General features: G+C 71.7%; 13 protein-coding genes. 3 read left to right on the top strand and 10 right to left on the bottom strand.

The window, feature by feature from the left end; translation table 11 throughout:
• The first annotated feature begins 23 nt into the window (after window positions 1-23).
• Window positions 24-845 carry an ATP-binding cassette domain-containing protein gene (locus H293_RS0138850; RefSeq protein ID WP_020123185.1) on the top strand — a complete coding sequence of 274 codons (822 nt, stop codon included), beginning with the start codon at window positions 24-26 and terminating at the stop codon, window positions 843-845.
• A complete protein-coding gene (locus H293_RS0138845) occupies window positions 842-1498 on the top strand; it encodes a hypothetical protein (RefSeq protein ID WP_020123184.1) in 657 nt (218 codons plus the stop codon). The genes H293_RS0138850 and H293_RS0138845 overlap by 4 nt, the downstream gene beginning before the upstream one ends.
• A gap of 45 nt (window positions 1499-1543) precedes the next feature.
• Here the strand turns inward: H293_RS0138845 and H293_RS0138840 are convergent, their stop codons facing one another.
• The 5 genes from H293_RS0138840 to H293_RS0138820 form a co-directional block, all read right to left on the bottom strand.
• A complete protein-coding gene (locus H293_RS0138840) occupies window positions 1544-2902 on the bottom strand; it encodes an MFS transporter (protein ID WP_078612809.1) in 1359 nt (452 codons plus the stop codon).
• Window positions 2903-3081: 179 nt separating this feature from the next.
• Window positions 3082-3939: an endonuclease/exonuclease/phosphatase family protein gene (locus tag H293_RS0138835; protein ID WP_020123182.1), complete on the bottom strand. Its 858-nt coding sequence runs from the start codon at window positions 3937-3939 to the stop codon at window positions 3082-3084.
• Between the two features lie 36 nt (window positions 3940-3975).
• Window positions 3976-6936: a tetratricopeptide repeat protein gene (locus tag H293_RS0138830; RefSeq protein ID WP_020123181.1), complete on the bottom strand. Its 2961-nt coding sequence runs from the start codon at window positions 6934-6936 to the stop codon at window positions 3976-3978.
• A 2-nt stretch (window positions 6937-6938) separates the two neighbouring features.
• Window positions 6939-8792 (bottom strand): HSP90 family protein, encoded by a 1854-nt coding sequence (locus H293_RS0138825; protein ID WP_020123180.1) that lies wholly within the window; start codon window positions 8790-8792, stop codon window positions 6939-6941.
• A gap of 48 nt (window positions 8793-8840) precedes the next feature.
• Window positions 8841-9827, bottom strand: a complete 987-nt coding sequence (locus H293_RS0138820) for a hypothetical protein (RefSeq protein WP_020123179.1) — start codon at window positions 9825-9827, stop codon at window positions 8841-8843.
• Window positions 9828-10058: 231 nt separating this feature from the next.
• On the opposite strand from H293_RS0138820, the gene H293_RS0138815 reads away from it, so the two are divergent.
• Complete coding sequence (locus H293_RS0138815) at window positions 10059-10466, top strand: RidA family protein (RefSeq protein ID WP_020123178.1); 408 nt, start codon at window positions 10059-10061, stop codon at window positions 10464-10466.
• 279 nt (window positions 10467-10745) lie between these two features.
• On the opposite strand, the gene H293_RS0138810 is transcribed toward H293_RS0138815, so the two are convergent.
• From H293_RS0138810 to H293_RS0138790, 5 genes are all read right to left on the bottom strand, one after another.
• The gene (locus tag H293_RS0138810; RefSeq protein ID WP_020123177.1) at window positions 10746-12482 is read right to left on the bottom strand and encodes an amylo-alpha-1,6-glucosidase; all 1737 of its coding nucleotides are present in this window, start codon (window positions 12480-12482) and stop codon (window positions 10746-10748) included.
• A gap of 65 nt (window positions 12483-12547) precedes the next feature.
• Window positions 12548-13360 carry a carbohydrate ABC transporter permease gene (locus tag H293_RS0138805; RefSeq protein WP_020123176.1) on the bottom strand — a complete coding sequence of 271 codons (813 nt, stop codon included), beginning with the start codon at window positions 13358-13360 and terminating at the stop codon, window positions 12548-12550.
• A complete protein-coding gene (locus tag H293_RS0138800; RefSeq protein ID WP_259294631.1) occupies window positions 13357-14301 on the bottom strand; it encodes a carbohydrate ABC transporter permease in 945 nt (314 codons plus the stop codon). The genes H293_RS0138805 and H293_RS0138800 overlap by 4 nt, the downstream gene beginning before the upstream one ends.
• A gap of 29 nt (window positions 14302-14330) precedes the next feature.
• Window positions 14331-15575 (bottom strand): sugar ABC transporter substrate-binding protein, encoded by a 1245-nt coding sequence (locus H293_RS0138795; RefSeq protein WP_020123174.1) that lies wholly within the window; start codon window positions 15573-15575, stop codon window positions 14331-14333.
• 127 nt (window positions 15576-15702) lie between these two features.
• Window positions 15703-16479, bottom strand: a 777-nt coding sequence (locus H293_RS0138790) for a LacI family DNA-binding transcriptional regulator (RefSeq protein WP_020123173.1), incomplete at its 5' end; no start/stop codon positions are given.

Here is a 16479-nt window from a genome sequence, read left to right as displayed (position 1 = left end):
GGGGGCGTTGGGTCCTCCAGGACGTGGACCTGGAGGTCTCGGGCGGCGATGTCCTCGCGGTCGTGGGCGGCAACGGCTCGGGAAAGTCGACCCTGTTGAGAATCCTCGTGGGCCTGTCGCAGCCCACGTCCGGACAGGTGCTGGGCCGGCCGCAGCACATCGGCTACGTACCGGACCGCTTCACCGCCCACGAACGGGTCTCCGCGCTCTCCTACCTCACCCACATGGGGCGCATCCGGGGTCTGTCCGGCGCGGCGGCGCGGACCCGGGCCGGCCGGCTGCTGGACCGGCTGGCGCTGGTGGGCGGCCGGAACGCCGCACTGCGCACTCTGTCCAAGGGCAACGCCCAGAAGGTCGCGCTCGCCCAGGCGCTGCTCGTGGAGCCCGCCCTGCTGGTCCTCGACGAGCCGTGGTCGGGCCTGGACGCCTCGGCGCACGGCGTATTGGCCGAGTTCATCGGCGAAGTGTCCGCCGCCGGCGGGGCGGTGGTCTTCACCGACCACCGTGAGGCGATCACCGAGACGCACGCGACCGGTGTGTTCGCCATCGGCGACGGGCGGGTGAGCCCGCGCGGCGGACCGCACTCCGGCGGGCGGGTCACGGAGGTCGAACTGGCCCTGACGGTGCCGGTCACCGGCGTGCGCCCCCTCGAAGTGAACTGGTACGCCCTGCCCGGCGTGACGGACGCCGCGCGCCGGGACGACGCGATCGTCCTGCGCGTCGCGCGGGAACACTCGGACACCGTGCTCCTGACGGCGCTGCAACATCACTGGTCCGTGGAGAGTCTCACGCGGCCGGGCGTCGACCACGCCTCCCGCGTGGGCGCGAGGAGGGCTGCCCTGTGATCGCCCTGGTGCGCTACATGTTCACCGTGATGCTGCTCTCGCAGCGCTATCTGGCGCCGCTCCTGCTGTTCGTCGGCCTCCTCGCGGTTCTGACGAGCAGTGACTCGGGCCCCCTGGCCGCCACCTACGGCTCGGCGTCCGGAGGCATGCTGGTCTGCTCGGTCTGGCTCACCATGGCGCTGATCGGGCTGGAGGACCAGACGCACCGCTCGGTCGTCGTCGTCACCGCGGGCAGCCATCTGCGGGTGCTGCTCGGTTCTGTGGGTACGGCCGCCCTGTGGTGCCTGCCGTTGACGGCGGCCGGCCTCGTCCTGCCCCTGCTGTTCGGCTCGCACACCTTCACCCTCGCCGACGCGATCCTGGGCACCGAGGCCCAACTCACCTGCGCCTTCACGGGTATCGCGATCGGCGTCCTCTGTTCGCGGCTGCTCTTCCGCCGGCAGGGCTACGCGCTGCTCCTGGCCCTGATCCTGCTGCTGGCCGTCCTGCTGGCCAAGGGCGTCTCACCGGTCAACGTGCTGCTCGGCGACCTCCAGAACGCGTCCGACTCGGCGGATCTCCTGGGCTCCACCGCCGTCCTGCTCGCGATCTCGGCGGGAGTCCTCGCAGCGGCGGTCGCGGCCACCCAGGCGATCAGCGTCAGAAGGAGCTGAGTCGGCGCGGGGTCGACCCCGCTGCCGCCCGCCCACGCGACCGGCTCACGCCACGGCGCCCGCGTCCCCCTCGCCCACGCCGGGGATGTCACGGACGGATCGCAGCGTCGAGCAGGCCAGGACGGCGACCGCTCCCAGGGCGGTGAGCCCGGCCAGCACGAGGGCCGTGCCGGTACCGGCGGCGGCCCCCATCGCTCCACCGAGCAGGTCGGCGAGCGCCCCGCCCAGAAGGGCACCGAGCGGAATCGCGCAGAAGTTGATCGTCCGCGAGGTGGCATGCACCCGGCCCAGCAACTCGGACCGGGTGACCGACTGCCGCAGCGTGGTGACGGTCGCGTTCCACACCGGCACCCACACCGAGGCCGACGCGCCCACCACGATCAGTGTCGGCAGGGCGGGCAGCCACAGGGCCAGCGGAGCGGCGACCCACAGAACTCCGGAGGCACTGGCGGCGATGAGCGTCCTGCCCAGGCCGAACCGGACGAGCATCCGGTCGGCCACCCACGCACCACCGACCCCGCCGAGCCCGACCAGGGTGAACAGGACACCGACGGTTCCCGGACCGAGCCCCAGTGTGCGATAGGCGAAGAGCAGGGACACCGTGGACGCCGCGGTGTTGCCCAGGTTGCGGATCACGGCGGCCACCGTGGCCGGCCGCAGCAGTGGGTGCCGCCACAGGGCCAGTACGCCCACCTTCATCTCGGCGAACAGCGAAGCCCCCGGTTGCCGTGGTGGCGCCGGGGGCTCCGGGGTACGCAGTCGCAAGAGGGTCATCACCGGTATGAGGAACGCAGCGGCGATCACGGCGAGCGCGCTGGTGCCGGACAGGGCCTGGCTCAACAAGCCCCCCAGAGCGGGGCTCGCCAGCAGGGCCAGCGAAGTGGACACCTCCAGCCGTGCGTTGGCCCTCGCGAGCATCTCCCGGGGCAGCAGGGTCGGCAGATGTGACTGATTCGCGACGTCGTACAGGACTCCGAAGGCGCCGGCGGCAAGCGCCGCCAGGCACAGATCGGCCATGCCCATGGTTCCGACGGCGACGGCGAACGGGATCCAGGACAGCGCCAGCATGGTGCCGACGGTCGCCAGCAGCATGGCCGGCCTGCGCCGCCGACGGTCCATCAGCACTCCGGCGAACAGGCCCAACACGGGATAGGCGGCGGTACCGACGGCGTTCAGTGCGCCTACCCACAGGCCGGAGGCGTGGAACGTGACGATCGCGATGGTGGGAAACAGGAAGATGGCCATTTGGTGACCCACCACACTGACGGTCTGTCCCAGCCAATACCATCGGAAGTCCTGGCGGGCCAAGGCGATTTCCGGTGCGACATCCTCAAGAGCCGTCTTTTGCCCGGACTTACGATCTGCCTTCCGCGCTGTCTTCTGTTCGACTCGCCACCAGGCCATGGCCCTCCCCGTTCGTGGCCGCAGAGCGCAGACATGTCCCGGGAATTGAAACACGTGCAGGCAAGAGACCGCCACAACGCCGGAGTTGGAAATGCCGATCGATTTTCGAACCGCCCGGGAAAGTCATCAGGGCGACAGGGAATTACCCACTCTCCGTAAAGTCAGGCCCGACTGCCCGGTCACCGCTCACCGCGGGCCGGGTCAGCGGCCACGTCGGCGTACAGCACATGATGGTCCGAGACCGGATTCGGATGCACGCGGTGCCTGGCGGGGACGTAGCCGCGCAGGAAGACGTAGTCGAACTTGCTCTGCCAGTCGGTGGTCGGCTCGCAGGTCGTGGCGGCGCCGGGACGGCAGCGGGGGTCCGCGTCCGTGGCCAGTTTCCACATCCTGGTGAGTTCGTAGGCGTCCGGCACGGCGTTGAAGTCGCCGATGACGATCGCGCGGTCGTGCCGGGCGACCTCCTTGGCGAGGACGCCGACCTGGGCCGCCCGGACCGGCTCCTGACGTCGTTCGGCGAGGTGGGTGTTGAAGACCCGGACCGGGTGGCCGCCCACCGTGGTGGTGACCTCCATGTATCCGCGGTCCTCGGAGCCGCCGTCGGGATACTCCTCGGTGACGACGTCGGTCATCGGGGCCGCCGAGAGGATCGCCTCGCCGTAGCCGCCCGGGTTCCAGGGCGCTCCCCCGCACCGGCCCCAGCTCTGGAGAACCGCCCCGTACTCGACGTGATAGACGAGTCCGTGGAGGTTCTCCAGATAGTCCCGGATCTTCTCGACGTCACCCACGCACGCTTCCTGGAGGCCGATGACCTGCGGTGCGAACGTGGCGATCTCCGCTGCCCGGTCGTCGTCACCCGTCTCGCAGGGGTTGCAGAGGTTCCAGGTCATGACGCGGTTCGGTACGACGTCCCTGACGGCTTTGGCGGGCGCGGACCGGGCGTCCAGGGCACCGCTCGGCGCGCTGGGGCCGGAGAGCACCATCCAGGCCACGACCATGGCACCCACGAGCAACCACGTGCCCTTTCCGAGCACCATTGCCTCCTCGACGTGGATCCGCAGGGCGACTGACGTCTACTGAACGATGTTATGGGACCGGGCTAACTCCTCGTCGCGCAGCCGGGCCGCCAGGGAGGTCAGGGGCTCGGTCTCCTCGGTGTGGCCCACGGCGGTCAGGTGGGAGACCGCGGCGTCGAGGCGGGTGAGGGCGGGGGCGGGGCGTTCCAGGTAGAGACCCTCCACGGCGCCCGCGAGGCGGACGCACTCCGCCCACTCGCCGGCCCGGTCATCCTCCGGTCCCGGCTCGCCGAGCAGGGCCAGGGCCTTCTCCAGGGCGGCCAGGGCGTCCTCGTACGCGCCGGCGTAGGCGCTCACCCGCCCGTGTTCGTAGGCCAGGGCGCTGTCCAGGGAGCGGCCGCGGGGCTCGTACCCGGCGGCGCGGGCCTCGTCGGCGATCCGGCCCGCGTCGGCGAGGAAGGCGCGCGCGTCGGCGAGTCCCTCGGCGCCCTCCTGCTGGGCCTGGAGGCGGGCGAGTTCGCGCAGGCAGTTGCTGAGCAGTTCGTAGCGCGGGTCCCGGCCGTGGGCGGCGATCGCCTGGTCCGCGGCCTCACGGGCCGGGCCGAACTCGCCGGACTCACCGAGGAGTACGGCCGTCTCCGCGGCGATCATGGCGTGGCTGCCCGGGTCGTCGTCCCAGCCGGCCGACTCGGCCGCGAGCGCGGCGAACTCGGCCGTGGCGGCCTTGACGTCCTCCCCGGCGCGCAGGGCGCGGGCGCGGGTCAGGCGCAGCTGGGCGGTGAGCCGGTCGTCCAGCTCGCCGGCGGCGACGTCCGGTTCGGCCAGCAGGGAGTCGAGCAGGGCGATGCAGTCCTCGACGCGGTCCAGGTCGAGGCTGAGCTGGGCCGCGTTGCCGTAGGTGCAGAACGCGTCGATCCGGTTGCCGCGGCGCAGGTCCGTCTCCGCCGAGCGCGTCAGGTGCCGCAGGGCCTCGCCGGGGCGGCCCAGGTGCATGCAGGCCTCGGCGAGATCACCGTGGAGGCGGGTGGTGTCGATCGTGTCGGCCGGCCAGTCGGCGGCCTGGCGCAGTGCTTCGGTGAGGTCCGTGTGCGCGGCCCCGGGGTCCCGGAGGGCGAGCTGGAGCCGGCCGCGCAGTCCGAGGGTGCGGGGCACGTGCCAGGCGGGGCCGTGCGCCTTCAGCCGGTCGAGAAGGGCGTCGATCTCGGTGACCGCGCCGGGCAGGTCGCCGGAGATGGCGTGTGTGCTGGCCCGCAGCATCAGGGCGCCGGAGATCTGCCCGGCGAGGTCGTGCCGGGTGGCGAAGGCGTGCAGCAGGTCGGTCTCGGCGAAGACCGGCGCGACGTGTTCCTCGCTTCCGGTCGTCTGCAGGCGCAGGCCGAGCGCGGTCGCCCGCAGCCGCAGCAGGCGGGCCTCCAGGTAGGGAGGGAGGCCGGTCGTCTCCTCGTGCAGGCGGACCAAGGACGCGTGCGCGGCGGTCAGGGCGGCCGCCTTCGCCTCGGCTCCGTCCGTGTCCTGCGCGGGGATCTGGGCGGCGGCGAGCAGGGCGCAGGCACGGTCGACCGCCGCGTGAGCGGGCTCCGAGGCGTCGTCGTAGAGAGCCGCGGCCTCCTCGTGGAGCGCGGCGGCTTCGGCGAAGCCGTCCTTGTTGGCCGCCGAGGTCGCTTCGTCGGCCAGCAGGTCCGCGCGCAGCCGGACCAGCGGGCCCACGGCCGGGTCGTCGGGGTGGGAGTAGTCGCGGGCGGCGACGAGCGTGCGCAGCCGCGCGAAGCAGGTCTGGGCCTCCGGATGCCCCTCTTCCTCCCACTTCCTTGCCTGGACGATGAGTTCGGGCAGGGCGTCGGGGACGGCGGTGGCCGTACGGGAGACGGGCGCGGTGACCGGGGCGGCCGGGGCCACGTCGTCGAGACCGCGGGGGCGCAGGGTCAGTTCCAGCGCGTCGAGGAGGGGAGCCCGGTCGAGGCGGGTCCTGCGGCGGTCGGTGTGGGTCGAGGTGCCGTTGCGGGCGTCGAAGCGGGCGGCGAGGTCGTCGGCGCGGCCCCGCACCTCGGCGCGCAGGCCGGACGCCGTCCAGGTGCGGCCCGCGTATCCGGCGGCCGGCAGTTCGCCGTGGCCGAGGTGCTCCACGCGCTGGAGGAGGACCTCGACGCCGGTGAGGAAGTCGAGCTGGTCCAACGGCGAGTCGACCTCGTCGAACAGGTTCCGGTTCTCGGCGAGCAGCTCCAGGCCGCGCGCCTCGTTGCCGGTCAGCGCGCAGAACTCCAGGTGCCGGCCGACCTCCCCGGACATCGAGGGGTTGCGGCGGCAGCCGCGGTAGCCGACGAGGTGCAGTTCGCGGGCCCGGTCGGCGGCGCCGGTGCGCAGCAGGGGCAGCAGCGCGTACGAGAGGGAGCGGGCCGGCTCCTCCTGGCAAGACTCCTTGCCGTTCAGGACGGGCTCCCAGGTGCGCAGGGCCCGCTGGTCGTCGCCCGCCGCGAGGTGGAACAGGGCGCGCTCGCAGATCTCGCAGGCCTCGCAGTCGCTGAGCCGGGTACGGGTGCGGCCCGCCCACAACTCGTAGGCGAGGGTGGTGTCCTCGCCCACGTGGGCGGCGAGCTGGTACGCCTGTCCGTAGTAGGGCTGAAGGCCGAGGCCGGCCTTCTCGTAGCGGTCGCGCATCTCCGTCAGCCACTGGCGGAGGCTGGCCAGCGGTATCTCGGGCAGCTGACGCAGGGCGTGGCCCACCCACTTGAACCGCCAGAACACCATGTGGCGCAGGCGCTCGTCGAAGACGTCGGGCTGCTCGTCGAAGAGGGTGAGCAGCCGGGCGAAGACGACGGGCGACTTCCGGGGTTCGGAGCCGTAGGTGTACGCCTCCTGCAGTTCGAGGAGCGCGTGGACAAGCGGGACGGGCTCCTCGAACTGCTCGGCGACGTCGACGAGTTCCTCGGCGGTGACGGTGCGGGTCCGGCCGTAGGGACGCTGGTCGTTGTCCTGGAGCGCCTGGTACAGCTCGTCGGTGGTCTGGATCGCGGTGGGCATCGTCAGCTGTCCTTGCGGAGGGCGTGGGCGAGGAGGTCGAGGAAGGAGCGGTTGATGAGGCTCGACTCGGCGGGTCTGAGCGGGCGCCGGGACAGCATCGCGGCCTGCCCGTAGAGGGCTTCGGCGCTGGTGCGGGCCAACTCGGGCTCGTCGATGGTGACGGCGGTGCGCACCAGCGGGTTGAGCTGGTTGAGGATCAACTGGGCGCGCGGGGCCTCCTGGCGCAGGGCGCCGAGGATGTCGCCCCACACACCGCCCTGCTGCTCGCGGGCGAGCTGGGAGCGGGTGCGCTCGTGCCGGGCCTCGCGGTTGTCGAGGAGGAGGGCGGGAGCGGAGGCCGGCTGGAAGGTGCGCAGCGCGACATCGCAGTCGAAGACGGCGAGGGCGTCGCGGGCCTGGGCGAGGTAGGCCGAGGCGGCCAGCTCCGTCTCGCGGTCCACCGGGTCGAGATGGGCGGTGAGGGTCCCGGGGTCGAGGTCCGCGACGGTGACCTCGGGCCTGATCTCCGGCAGTCGGTGGACCAGTTGGCGGTCGTAGGTGTAGCCGCCGTTGACGACGCCGAGGCCGGCGGCCGAGGCGATCGCCGCGACCTGGCGGAACTCCTCCACGCTCGACGTGACGAGCACCGTGCGGTGGGTGCGCGCGAACTCGTCGAGGGTGGCGTGCCCGTCGGTGGTCTCGAACGGCAGCCAGGGCAGCAGCATCCGCATGATCTCGTCGTCGTGCACCGCGAGGGACTTCACGGCCAGGTGGTGGACCTGGAGGAAGCGGCCGAGCAGTTCGGGGTCGCTGGCGGCGGCCCTGGCGATCCACGCGCGCAGGCGTTCGGCGAGCGCGTCGCGTACGGCGGCGAGGGTGTCGTCCTCGTACAGGGACTCGCGGGACGCGGTCGGGCGCAGGCTCTCGGCGTCGACGACACAGCGGACGAAGAACGCCCAGTCGGGCAGGATCTCCTCGGCCTGCTCGGACAGCAGCATGCCTTTGACGTGCACGCGGTGGCCGTGGCGGCGCCCAGCCGGTACCGCCTCGGGCAGCACGCAGGCGATGCCCTTCAGGCCCACGGCCGGCAGGTCGAGTTCGATGGTGTCCAGCGGCGTGAACCCGAAGACCTCCTCGCCGTACGCGGCCAGGGCCCGGGAGCGGGCTCCGGGGGTGGCGTGGCCGCGCGCCCAGGGTGCGGGCTCGGGGTTGACGGGCGCGCCCTGGCCGCCGGGCCCTGCGGTGCCGTCGTCGAAGGTCACCGGGTGGCGCAGCAGGGAGCCGAAGTGGCGGGCCAGCGCGTGCACCTGGGCCGGGCGGGTCCACTCGCCCACGTCGGCGCGGGGCGTCAGGGTGACGGTGGTGCCGGGCCGGGGGCGGGTGGACGCGGGCAGGGTACGGACGGTGTAGCTGCCGTCGCCGCGGCCACGCCATTCCACGGCGGGCGCGTCGGGGGTCCGGGCGGAGCGGCTCAGGACGTGGATCTCGTCCGCGACCAGGAAGCAGGAGAGCAGGCCGATGCCGAACTGGCCGATGAAGTCGGCGCGTTGGTCTGCGATCTGCTCCGCGCGCTTGCTGCTGCGGCCGATCGTGGCGAGGAAGGTGTGCACGTCGGCCTCGGTGAGACCGACGCCGTCGTCCTCGACGCGTACCACGGAGCCGTCGGCGTACAGGCGGATGCCGAACGCGTCGGCGGGGGCGCCCTGTTCGAGGCTGTGCCGGGCGGTCAGCGCGTCCACCGCGTTCTGGAGGAGCTCGCGCAGGTACACGCGGGGGCTGGAGTAGAGGTGGTGGGAGAGGAGGTCGACGAGGCCGCGCAGGTCCACTTGGAAGGTGCGGTCCGCGGTGGGGCTCGCAGGGGTGTCGGGCAGAGTCATCGGGCAGTCCGGGGTGAGGTCGTCGACGAGGGGCGGGCGGGGACGGGCTCAGGCACGGCGCCGGAAGCGGGCGTACGCCTTCTCCGGCTGGGCCATGTACTTCCAGGGCCACGAGGTGAAGGCGCCGCCCAGCTCGTGGAAGACCCGCGGGGCCACGATGCTCTCGGCGGACAGGGCCAGGGCCATGGCGAAGATGTTGAAGTCCTCCTGCCAGCCGAGGGGCCTGTCGTAGGCGGGGTGGAGAATGCTTCGCCGGGCCGCCTCTCTCAGCTCCTCCTGGACCTGGGGGCTGTCGAGATGGTTCTGACTGCCCGACTCCACCCACTCCTCGATGTGGGCCATGGCGACCGCACAGCCGAGACGGTGCCCGTCGGGCGCACCGGCGATGGCCTCGCGGGCGAACGCGAGGGCCTGGCCGGGCTCGCCGCCCCACCTGGGCTGCAACTGGGACACCCACTCGATGTGGGTCTCCAGGTCCAGCGGGTCGCGGCGCAGGGCGGCGTCGCGCCGGGTCTCGTTGACGGCGGGGCCGAGCGACATGCCGCGGCCGGAGGTGAGGAGGCGGCGCCAGGGGGTGACCCAGTCCGGCCGCAGCTCGGCGGCTTCGAGCAGCTGCTCCTCGGCGATCTCCAGGCGCTCGTGGAAGGTCCGCCACTGCTCCTGCGTGACGTTCACGGCACGTGCGGAGGTACGCGCCTCCCAGCCCCAGCTGATGTGGCGCGCCCCGGATATCAGCAGGGCGGTCGCCCGGTGTTCCTTGTCCTCGTCCACCGCCCGGCCGATCCAGTCCTGCACACCATCCAGGTCGGCGAGTTCGCCGAGTACCGCGTGGTCGCTGCCGAGATCGAAGGGGCCCAGGGCCGCCTTGACCGCCTCCCAGTCGCCGGCGTCGGCCGCTTCCACCAGCGCGAGCACCCGGGTGTCCCCGAGGGCGCGCAGCGGATACGTCCCGTTCTTCTGTCTGCGCGGGACGGGCAGGGCGTACGGATTCGCCTCCGGTCTCTCCGCATCCCTGCCGAACAGCCTGCCGAACATGCCGCGTCCTCCCCTGGTCCCGCGTGATCGTCCGTGCAGCATAAACGGCCCCACCGACACCGCTTCCACAGGGTTTTCACCGGCGCTCCACCTCATGAGCTGCCAGGTCACCAGCGGGTTCCCCGGTCACCGAAAAGTGCGTTCTTCCATGTCAGCGATTGCTCTCCTACGGTTTGTCAGTAACCAAAAGAGATCAATGGGCTTGAGTGCCCGAGCATGGAGGCGCGGAAAATGTCCATCACCCTGCTGAACCCCGACGGACTGCCGGAGATCGATGTCTACCGGCAGGTGGCGGTCGCGTCCGGATCGAGGCTGGTGTTCGTCGCCGGTCAGGTCGCCTGGGATGCCGAGGGCCGCACGGTCGGTGCGGGTGACCTCGCCGCGCAGGTCGAGCAGAGCTACCTCAACGTCGGTACGGCCCTGGCCGCGGCCGGCGGTTCCTTCGACGACGTGGCGAAACTGAACGTCCACGTCGTCGACTGGACGCCCGACAAGATGCCCCAACTCCTGAAGGGGATCTCGCGGGCGGCCGCGAAACTGGGGGTCACCCCGGTCCCGCCGGCCACGCTGCTGGGCGTCGCGGCACTGGACGTCCCCGACCACCTGGTCGAGATAGAGGCCACCGCGGTCCTCGACTGAACACGGGCCGAGGGAACGGGGCGCCGGAGCGTCGGCCGGGCCTGGACGATGCCCCGCCGCTCCAGGAGGTCGAGCGACAGCTCCCGGGTGCCGGTCACCGGGACGGCTGCCCTGCCGCCCGGGCGGCCGCTCGGCGCAGAGTTCGGCGAAGCGCTCGTCGGGGGCCACGCGGTAGCCGGCGTACGTCCGCACGGTCTTCGTGCCCGGCCAGGCGGGGAACGCCGGGGCCGCCACGAGATGCGAGCCCGTCCCGGAAGGGACGGATCCCGTGAACCGCTCTCATCCGCCGTCCCGCTGTGCGTGCGCCTGGGCGAGGAGGAGGTAGGCGGCGGCCGTCCAGGTGTAGGCGCGGTCGCGCAGGCCCGTTCCGGTCAGGGCGTCGAAGTTCTCCGCGAAGCCGTGCTTCTCGCACAGGGCGCGGAATCGGGCGCTGACCTCGCCCGCGAGCCGGTGGTGGCCGGCGCGGCGCAGTCCGTCCTCGACGAGGACCGTGGCGGGGGCCCAGATCGGGCCGCGCCAGTAGCCGTCGGGGAGGTAGTGCGGAGAGGTGGGCAGCTCCGTGGCCAGGCCGTACGGCGTCAGATGGGCCTCGATCCGGCCGGCCAGCACCTCGCCGATGTCGGGCGGCAGATGCTCGCCCAGCACGATCGGCATCAGGTCGAGCAGGCTGGACGTGCTCCAGGTGTCGCCGCTGTCGACGCCCCGGGCGACGAACCGGTCGCCCGTCCACAGCTGGTCGAGCATCGCCCGCTGTGTCTCCTCGGCGGCCCGCGTCCACCCGCGGGCGTCGTCAGGTCTTTCCAAGTGCTCCGCCAGGTCGGCGAGTTCGCGCAGCTGGAGGGTGAGGAAGGCGGCCAGGTCCGCGGTGACGACGACCCGTTCGGGGTCGAAGGTGGTGGCGTTGTCCCAGCCGCTGTCGTTGCCGTGCTGGTAGTGCGGCAGGTCGGCGCCGGGAGCGCGCCGGGCGGTGAGCCAGAACTCCGTCCAGCGTGCCAGCCTGTCGTACGTCCCGGTCAGTTCCGCCCGCCCCACGGGGGTGGGCAGCCGACGGCGCAGGTGGCCGAACGTCCAGCCGTGGATGGGCGGTTTGACGAAGTTGTGGAGCACCTCGGAGTGAGTGACGGAGTCGGGCAGCGCCCCGGTCTCGTCCTGGTGGTCGAAGGGCAGCTGGAACTGGTCCCAGGCCAGCTCGGGGCAACCGGGCGCCAGGGCGAGGGCGTTGAAGCAGTGGTCCCAGCTCCAGACCTTGTCCATCCAGTGCTTGGACATCAGGACGCCGGGCCGGGTGACCAGGCCGGCCGGGCGTACGGTCGCCGACCACAGGACGTAGGCGGCGAGTTCGGCCGCCGGGGTGGCGGAGGAGCGCCAGGGGGCCACGGTGTCGACGAAGTCCGCGAAGGAGTTCCGCGCGGCCTCGACGACCTTGCCGAAGGCCGCCGCCGGCGCGTAGGCGGGGCGGGCGGTGTCGAGTTCCTCGACCGCGAGCTCCCACGATCCGTCCGCCTCGGCGCCGACCGTGAGACCGCGCTCACCGGCGCCCAGTGCCTGGGAACCGGACACCTCGGCCACCGTGCCGGACAGCAGGGTGACCCGGTAGCGGCGGCCGGTCTCGTACGAGGTGAACACATAGGCGTCGGCGGCCGGTTCGCGGAAGAAGTACGTTCCGCTGAACGGGGTCAGCGTCCGGGCCGCCGCCGAGATCCGCAGCGACGCACCCGCACCGCGCAGTCGTACGGTGTCCGGCGTCTCGTAGGCGAGGTCGATGCGCCCGTCCGCGCGGGTCCAGCTCAGCAGGCCCGGTGTCGCCTCGACCAGGGTCTCGGCCCGCTCGCCCGTCGCGGGGTCGAGGGGCACGAGGCTCAGGACGGCGTGCATGCCGTTCTGGTGCGAGACGAGGTGGAGGTCCTCGGCGCGGGTCTTCTCCGCGAGCACGGGGGAGATGCCGAACCAGGAGCCGTGGGTGCTGAACGGGATGTCCTGGACGGAGAAGGCCGGGCCGGGGCGGTCGGCGGTCATGAAGGGGCACTCGTTTCTCGAGCAGGGATCGTCGGTGGTCGTCGGGGAAGGGGGCGCCGCGGACGTCAGTCCTTGACGGCGCCGGCGGTCACGCCGGCGGCGACGTAGCGCTGGGCGAGGACGAGGATGACCGTGGCGGGCAGGGAGGCGACGACGGCGGTGGCCATGATGGCGTTCCACTGCTGGTTGTTGTTGCCGATGTAGTGGTAGATGCCGAGGGTGATCGGCTCGTGGGCGCCGCCGTTGACCAGGGTGCTGGCGAAGATGAAGTCGGACCAGGACCACAGGAACGCGAACAGCGACACGGTGACCACGGAGTTGCGGCTCATCGGCAGCACGACCGACCAGAAGGTGCGCAGGGCGTGCGCGCCGTCCATCTGCGCGGCCTGGAGGAGTTCGCCGGGGATGGTGGACATGAACGCGGTGAAGATGAGCACCGCGAAGGGCACGGCGAGGGTGGAGTCGGCGACGATCAGGCCGGGCACGGACTGGAGCAGGCCGAGCTGGAGGTAGATGGCGTAGAAGCCCATCGCCATGATGATGCCCGGGATCATCTGCGCGACCAGCAGGACGAAGCCCAGGATGCCGCCGCCGCGCGGGCGCAGCTTGGCCAGCGCGTAGCCGGCCGGGGCCGCCAGGGCCACGGTCAGGGCGACGGTGCCCAGACCGATGACGAGGCTGGTGCCGAGGTAGGGCAACTGCTGGTCGACGACGGCCCGGTAGCCCTCCAGGGTGGCGTGGGCGGGGAACAGGCCGGGCGGGCTCTTGCGCATGTCCTGGTCGCGGGTGAGGGACACGTTGAGCATCCAGTAGACCGGGAAGAGCATGATCGCGGTCAGCAGCAGGCCGAGGGCGGTCTTCAGAGGCCTTGTTCTCATGACAGTGCCTGCTTCCGCTGGACCCGCACATAGATCAGGCCGAAGACCAGGGCGGCGAGCACCAGCAGGTTGCCGACCGCGGCGCCGGGGCCGAAGGCGGGCAGCAGGTTGCCGAAGCCGAGCTGGTAGGACCAGGTGGCGAAGGTGGTGGACGAGTCGGCCGGACCGCCCTTGGTCATGATCCAGATGATGTCGAAGACCTTGAGCGTGTAGACCAGGCCCAGCAGCAGGGTGATGGCGGAGACCGGACGCAGCAGCGGGAAGGTGATGCGCCAAAAGCGCTGCCAGGCGTTCGCCCCGTCGAGGGCGGCCGCCTCGTACAGGCTGGCGGGGATGGACTGCAGGCCGCTGTGGAGCACGACCAGGTTGAAGGGGACGCCGATCCAGATGTTCGCGATGATCACCGAGGTCAGCGACCAGGACGGCGAGGTCAGCCAGTTCACCGGGCCGATGCCGACGGCGTGCAGGACGGCGTTGACGACGCCGGAGTCGCTGTTGAGCATCCACGACCAGGTCGACGCCGACACGATCAGCGGCAGCAGCCACGGCACCAGGAACAGGGCCCGCAGGGTCGCCGAGAGCCGGAAGTTCTGGTGGAAGAAGACCGCCAGCGCCAGACCGATCGCGTACTGGAAGACCAGGCACACGCCGGTGAACACCACGGTGTGCAGGAGGGCCGGGGCGAAGGTCGGGTCGTCGAAGACCATCCGGTAGTTCGCCAGGCCCGTGAAGGGCGCGTCGCCCCGCACGAACGAGCGCACGGTGTAGTGGCGCAGGCTCAGGTCGATGTTGCGGTACAGGGGATAGGCGTAGAACAGGCCGAGGTAGAGGGTCACCGGGGCCAGGAACGCCCAGGCGGCCCACTGCGGGGAGACGGGACGGCGCGGCGCCTTTAGGGCCGCGCCGTCGGAGTCGGTCCGCGGGGGCGGCACTTGTGTCATCTGGCTCATCAACTGGCCCCCTGATGCACTCACTTGACGGCGGACTGGGCGTCGGTCAGCGCGTCCTTCGGGGACTTCGAACCGCTGAGTGCGGACTGGACGGCCTTCCACATCTGCTCGGAGATCTTCGGGTACTTGGTGCCCAGGTCGTCACTGGTGCGGCCCTTGGCGGTCCTGACCGCGGCGACCCAGGGCTTCAGCTCGGCGTCGGCCGCCACCTGCTTGTCCTGGACCTCGGTGGTGGGGGCCACGTAGGACAGGGTGGTGTCGGTGTCGTACAGGTTCTGGGTGCTGGTCAGGCAGGTCGCCAGCTTCTGGGAGGTGGGGTAGCGGCCGGTGTCGTCCTGGGCGGGGAGGGTGACGAACTCACCGCCGGTGGGGGCGGCCGCGTTGCCGCCGGAGGCGCCGGGTATCGGGAGCACGCCGTAGTCGAGGCCGGCCTTCTTGGCGCCCGCGAGCTGCCAGGTGCCGTTCTCCGCGAAGGCGTACTCGCCGGTGGTGAACTCCTGCCAGCTGGTCGTCTGGGTGTTGTTGAGGACCGAGTTGGGGGCGACGCCGCTCTTGACCCAGCCCTTCCACAGGGAGAGCGCCGACTCGCCCTGCGCTGAGTCGAGTTGGGTCAGTTTCGCGCCCGCGCCCCAGAACCAGGGCAGGAACTGGAAGCTGCCCTCCTCGGTGCCGATCGCGGAGAAGGTGATGCCCTTCTTGCCGGCCTTCTTCACCTTCTCCAGCGCCGCGGTCAGCGACGGCCAGTCCTTCACCGAGGCGATGTCCACACCGGCTTGCTTCAGGACCTTCTTGTTGTAGTAGAGGGCCAGGGTGTTGGCGCCGATCGGGGTGCCGTACGTCTTGCCGCCCGACTGGCCGGCCGCGAGGAGGTTGGGGTCGATCTTCGAGGTGTCCAGCTTGTTGTCGTCGGTCGTGGTGAGGACGCCCGCCTCGGCCAGCGTGGAGACCACCGGGTTGTCGACGATGAGGAGGTCCGGGGAGTTGCCCTGCTGGGCGGCCAGGAGGGCCTTGTTCGTCAGGTCGCTGGTGTCGAACGCCGTCCGCTTGATCTTGACGCCCGCCGTGGTGCCGCACTTGTCCAGCAGCTTCGTCCAGGCCGAGCCCTTGGCGAACTGCGGATACGGGTCCCAGACGGTGTACGTGCCGCTGTCGGCGCCCTCGGATCCGCCGCCCGAGCCGGAGCCGCAGGCCGTGACGCCGGCGGCGACGGCCAGGGAGATGAGGACCGCGGCGGTCGGACGGTGCCGTCTGGAGAAGCTGTTCATGGCGGGTTCCTTCGGTGTGTGGCATGCGGGTGCCGCGGCGGTGGGTCGCGCGGAGAAGAGGGCACCGCGAGCGACGCCGCCGGGTGGTCGGGCGTGCGGCGGTGTGACGTGTGCTCGGGGGGACCGATCAGGTCTGCGGGGCCCCCGCGGGGCCGGTGCTGGCCCGCAGCGAGATCGGCGGGGTCAGGAGGTGCTGCCGGGGCGGCGCGTCGGAGTGGTCCAGCCGCTCCACGAGCAGGTCGACGGCGAGCCGGCCCATCTCGGCCGCCGGTACGTCGGCGGCGGTGAGCTGCGGGGTCACCGTCTCCGCCCAGCGGTTGGCGACGACTCCGGTGACGGAGAAGTCGCGCGGCACATGGCGGCCCGCGTGGGCGAGCCCCCGGTACAGGCCGCCCAGTGCGGCCTCGTTCAGGGTGACCAGGGCGGTGGTGGCCGGGTCGTCGTGCAGGATCTGTTCCAGGCAGGCCTGGCCCGCGGCGGCGTCGTCCCCGCAGCAGTACGTGCGGACCGTCAGCCCGCGTTCGGCCGCGGCCTTGGTGAAGCCGTCCAGGCCGCGGTGGGCGGACTCGTAGCCGGTCCTCAGGAGTTGTTCGGGCCGGTTGACGAAGGCGATTCGGCGATGGCCGAGGTCGGCGAGGTGATGGACGCAGGCCGCCGCCAGCGCGGTGTGGTCCAGGGCGACGTACCAGCCGTCCTCCGGGTGGGCGGTGCGGCCGATGGCCACGGAGGGGAAGCCGAGCGCGGCCAGGTGTTCGGCCCGGTCGTCCTCCAGCCGGATCTCCATCAGGATCGCCCCGTCGACCCTCCGCTCCCCCAGCAGCCGCTGGAAGGAACGGTCGCTGTCGACACCGCTGGGTGACAGCAGCACGTCGTAGTCGTGGGCCGCGGCGGCCTCCACCACGCT

This window comes from Streptomyces canus 299MFChir4.1 (assembly GCF_000383615.1).
In the GTDB taxonomy this organism is placed as follows: Bacteria; Actinomycetota; Actinomycetes; order Streptomycetales; family Streptomycetaceae; genus Streptomyces; species Streptomyces canus_C.
The sequence above is the reverse complement of the archived record's forward strand: the minus strand, read 5'-3'. Positions and strand labels throughout refer to the sequence as shown.

What these genes read in the sequence shown, in the direction of transcription:
- H293_RS0138820 (WP_020123179.1), bottom strand. Translation starts at nt 9,827, where the DNA reads ATGTTCGGCAGGCTGTTCGGCAGGGATGCGGAGAGACCGGAGGCGAAT.
- H293_RS0138815 (WP_020123178.1), top strand. Translation starts at nt 10,059, where the DNA reads ATGTCCATCACCCTGCTGAACCCCGACGGACTGCCGGAGATCGATGTC.
- H293_RS0138835 (WP_020123182.1), bottom strand. Translation starts at nt 3,939, where the DNA reads ATGGTGCTCGGAAAGGGCACGTGGTTGCTCGTGGGTGCCATGGTCGTG.
- H293_RS0138800 (WP_259294631.1), bottom strand. Translation starts at nt 14,301, where the DNA reads ATGACACAAGTGCCGCCCCCGCGGACCGACTCCGACGGCGCGGCCCTA.
- H293_RS0138830 (WP_020123181.1), bottom strand. Translation starts at nt 6,936, where the DNA reads ATGCCCACCGCGATCCAGACCACCGACGAGCTGTACCAGGCGCTCCAG.
- H293_RS0138810 (WP_020123177.1), bottom strand. Translation starts at nt 12,482, where the DNA reads ATGACCGCCGACCGCCCCGGCCCGGCCTTCTCCGTCCAGGACATCCCG.
- H293_RS0138840 (WP_078612809.1), bottom strand. Translation starts at nt 2,902, where the DNA reads ATGGCCTGGTGGCGAGTCGAACAGAAGACAGCGCGGAAGGCAGATCGT.
- H293_RS0138795 (WP_020123174.1), bottom strand. Translation starts at nt 15,575, where the DNA reads ATGAACAGCTTCTCCAGACGGCACCGTCCGACCGCCGCGGTCCTCATC.
- H293_RS0138825 (WP_020123180.1), bottom strand. Translation starts at nt 8,792, where the DNA reads ATGACTCTGCCCGACACCCCTGCGAGCCCCACCGCGGACCGCACCTTC.
- H293_RS0138805 (WP_020123176.1), bottom strand. Translation starts at nt 13,360, where the DNA reads ATGAGAACAAGGCCTCTGAAGACCGCCCTCGGCCTGCTGCTGACCGCG.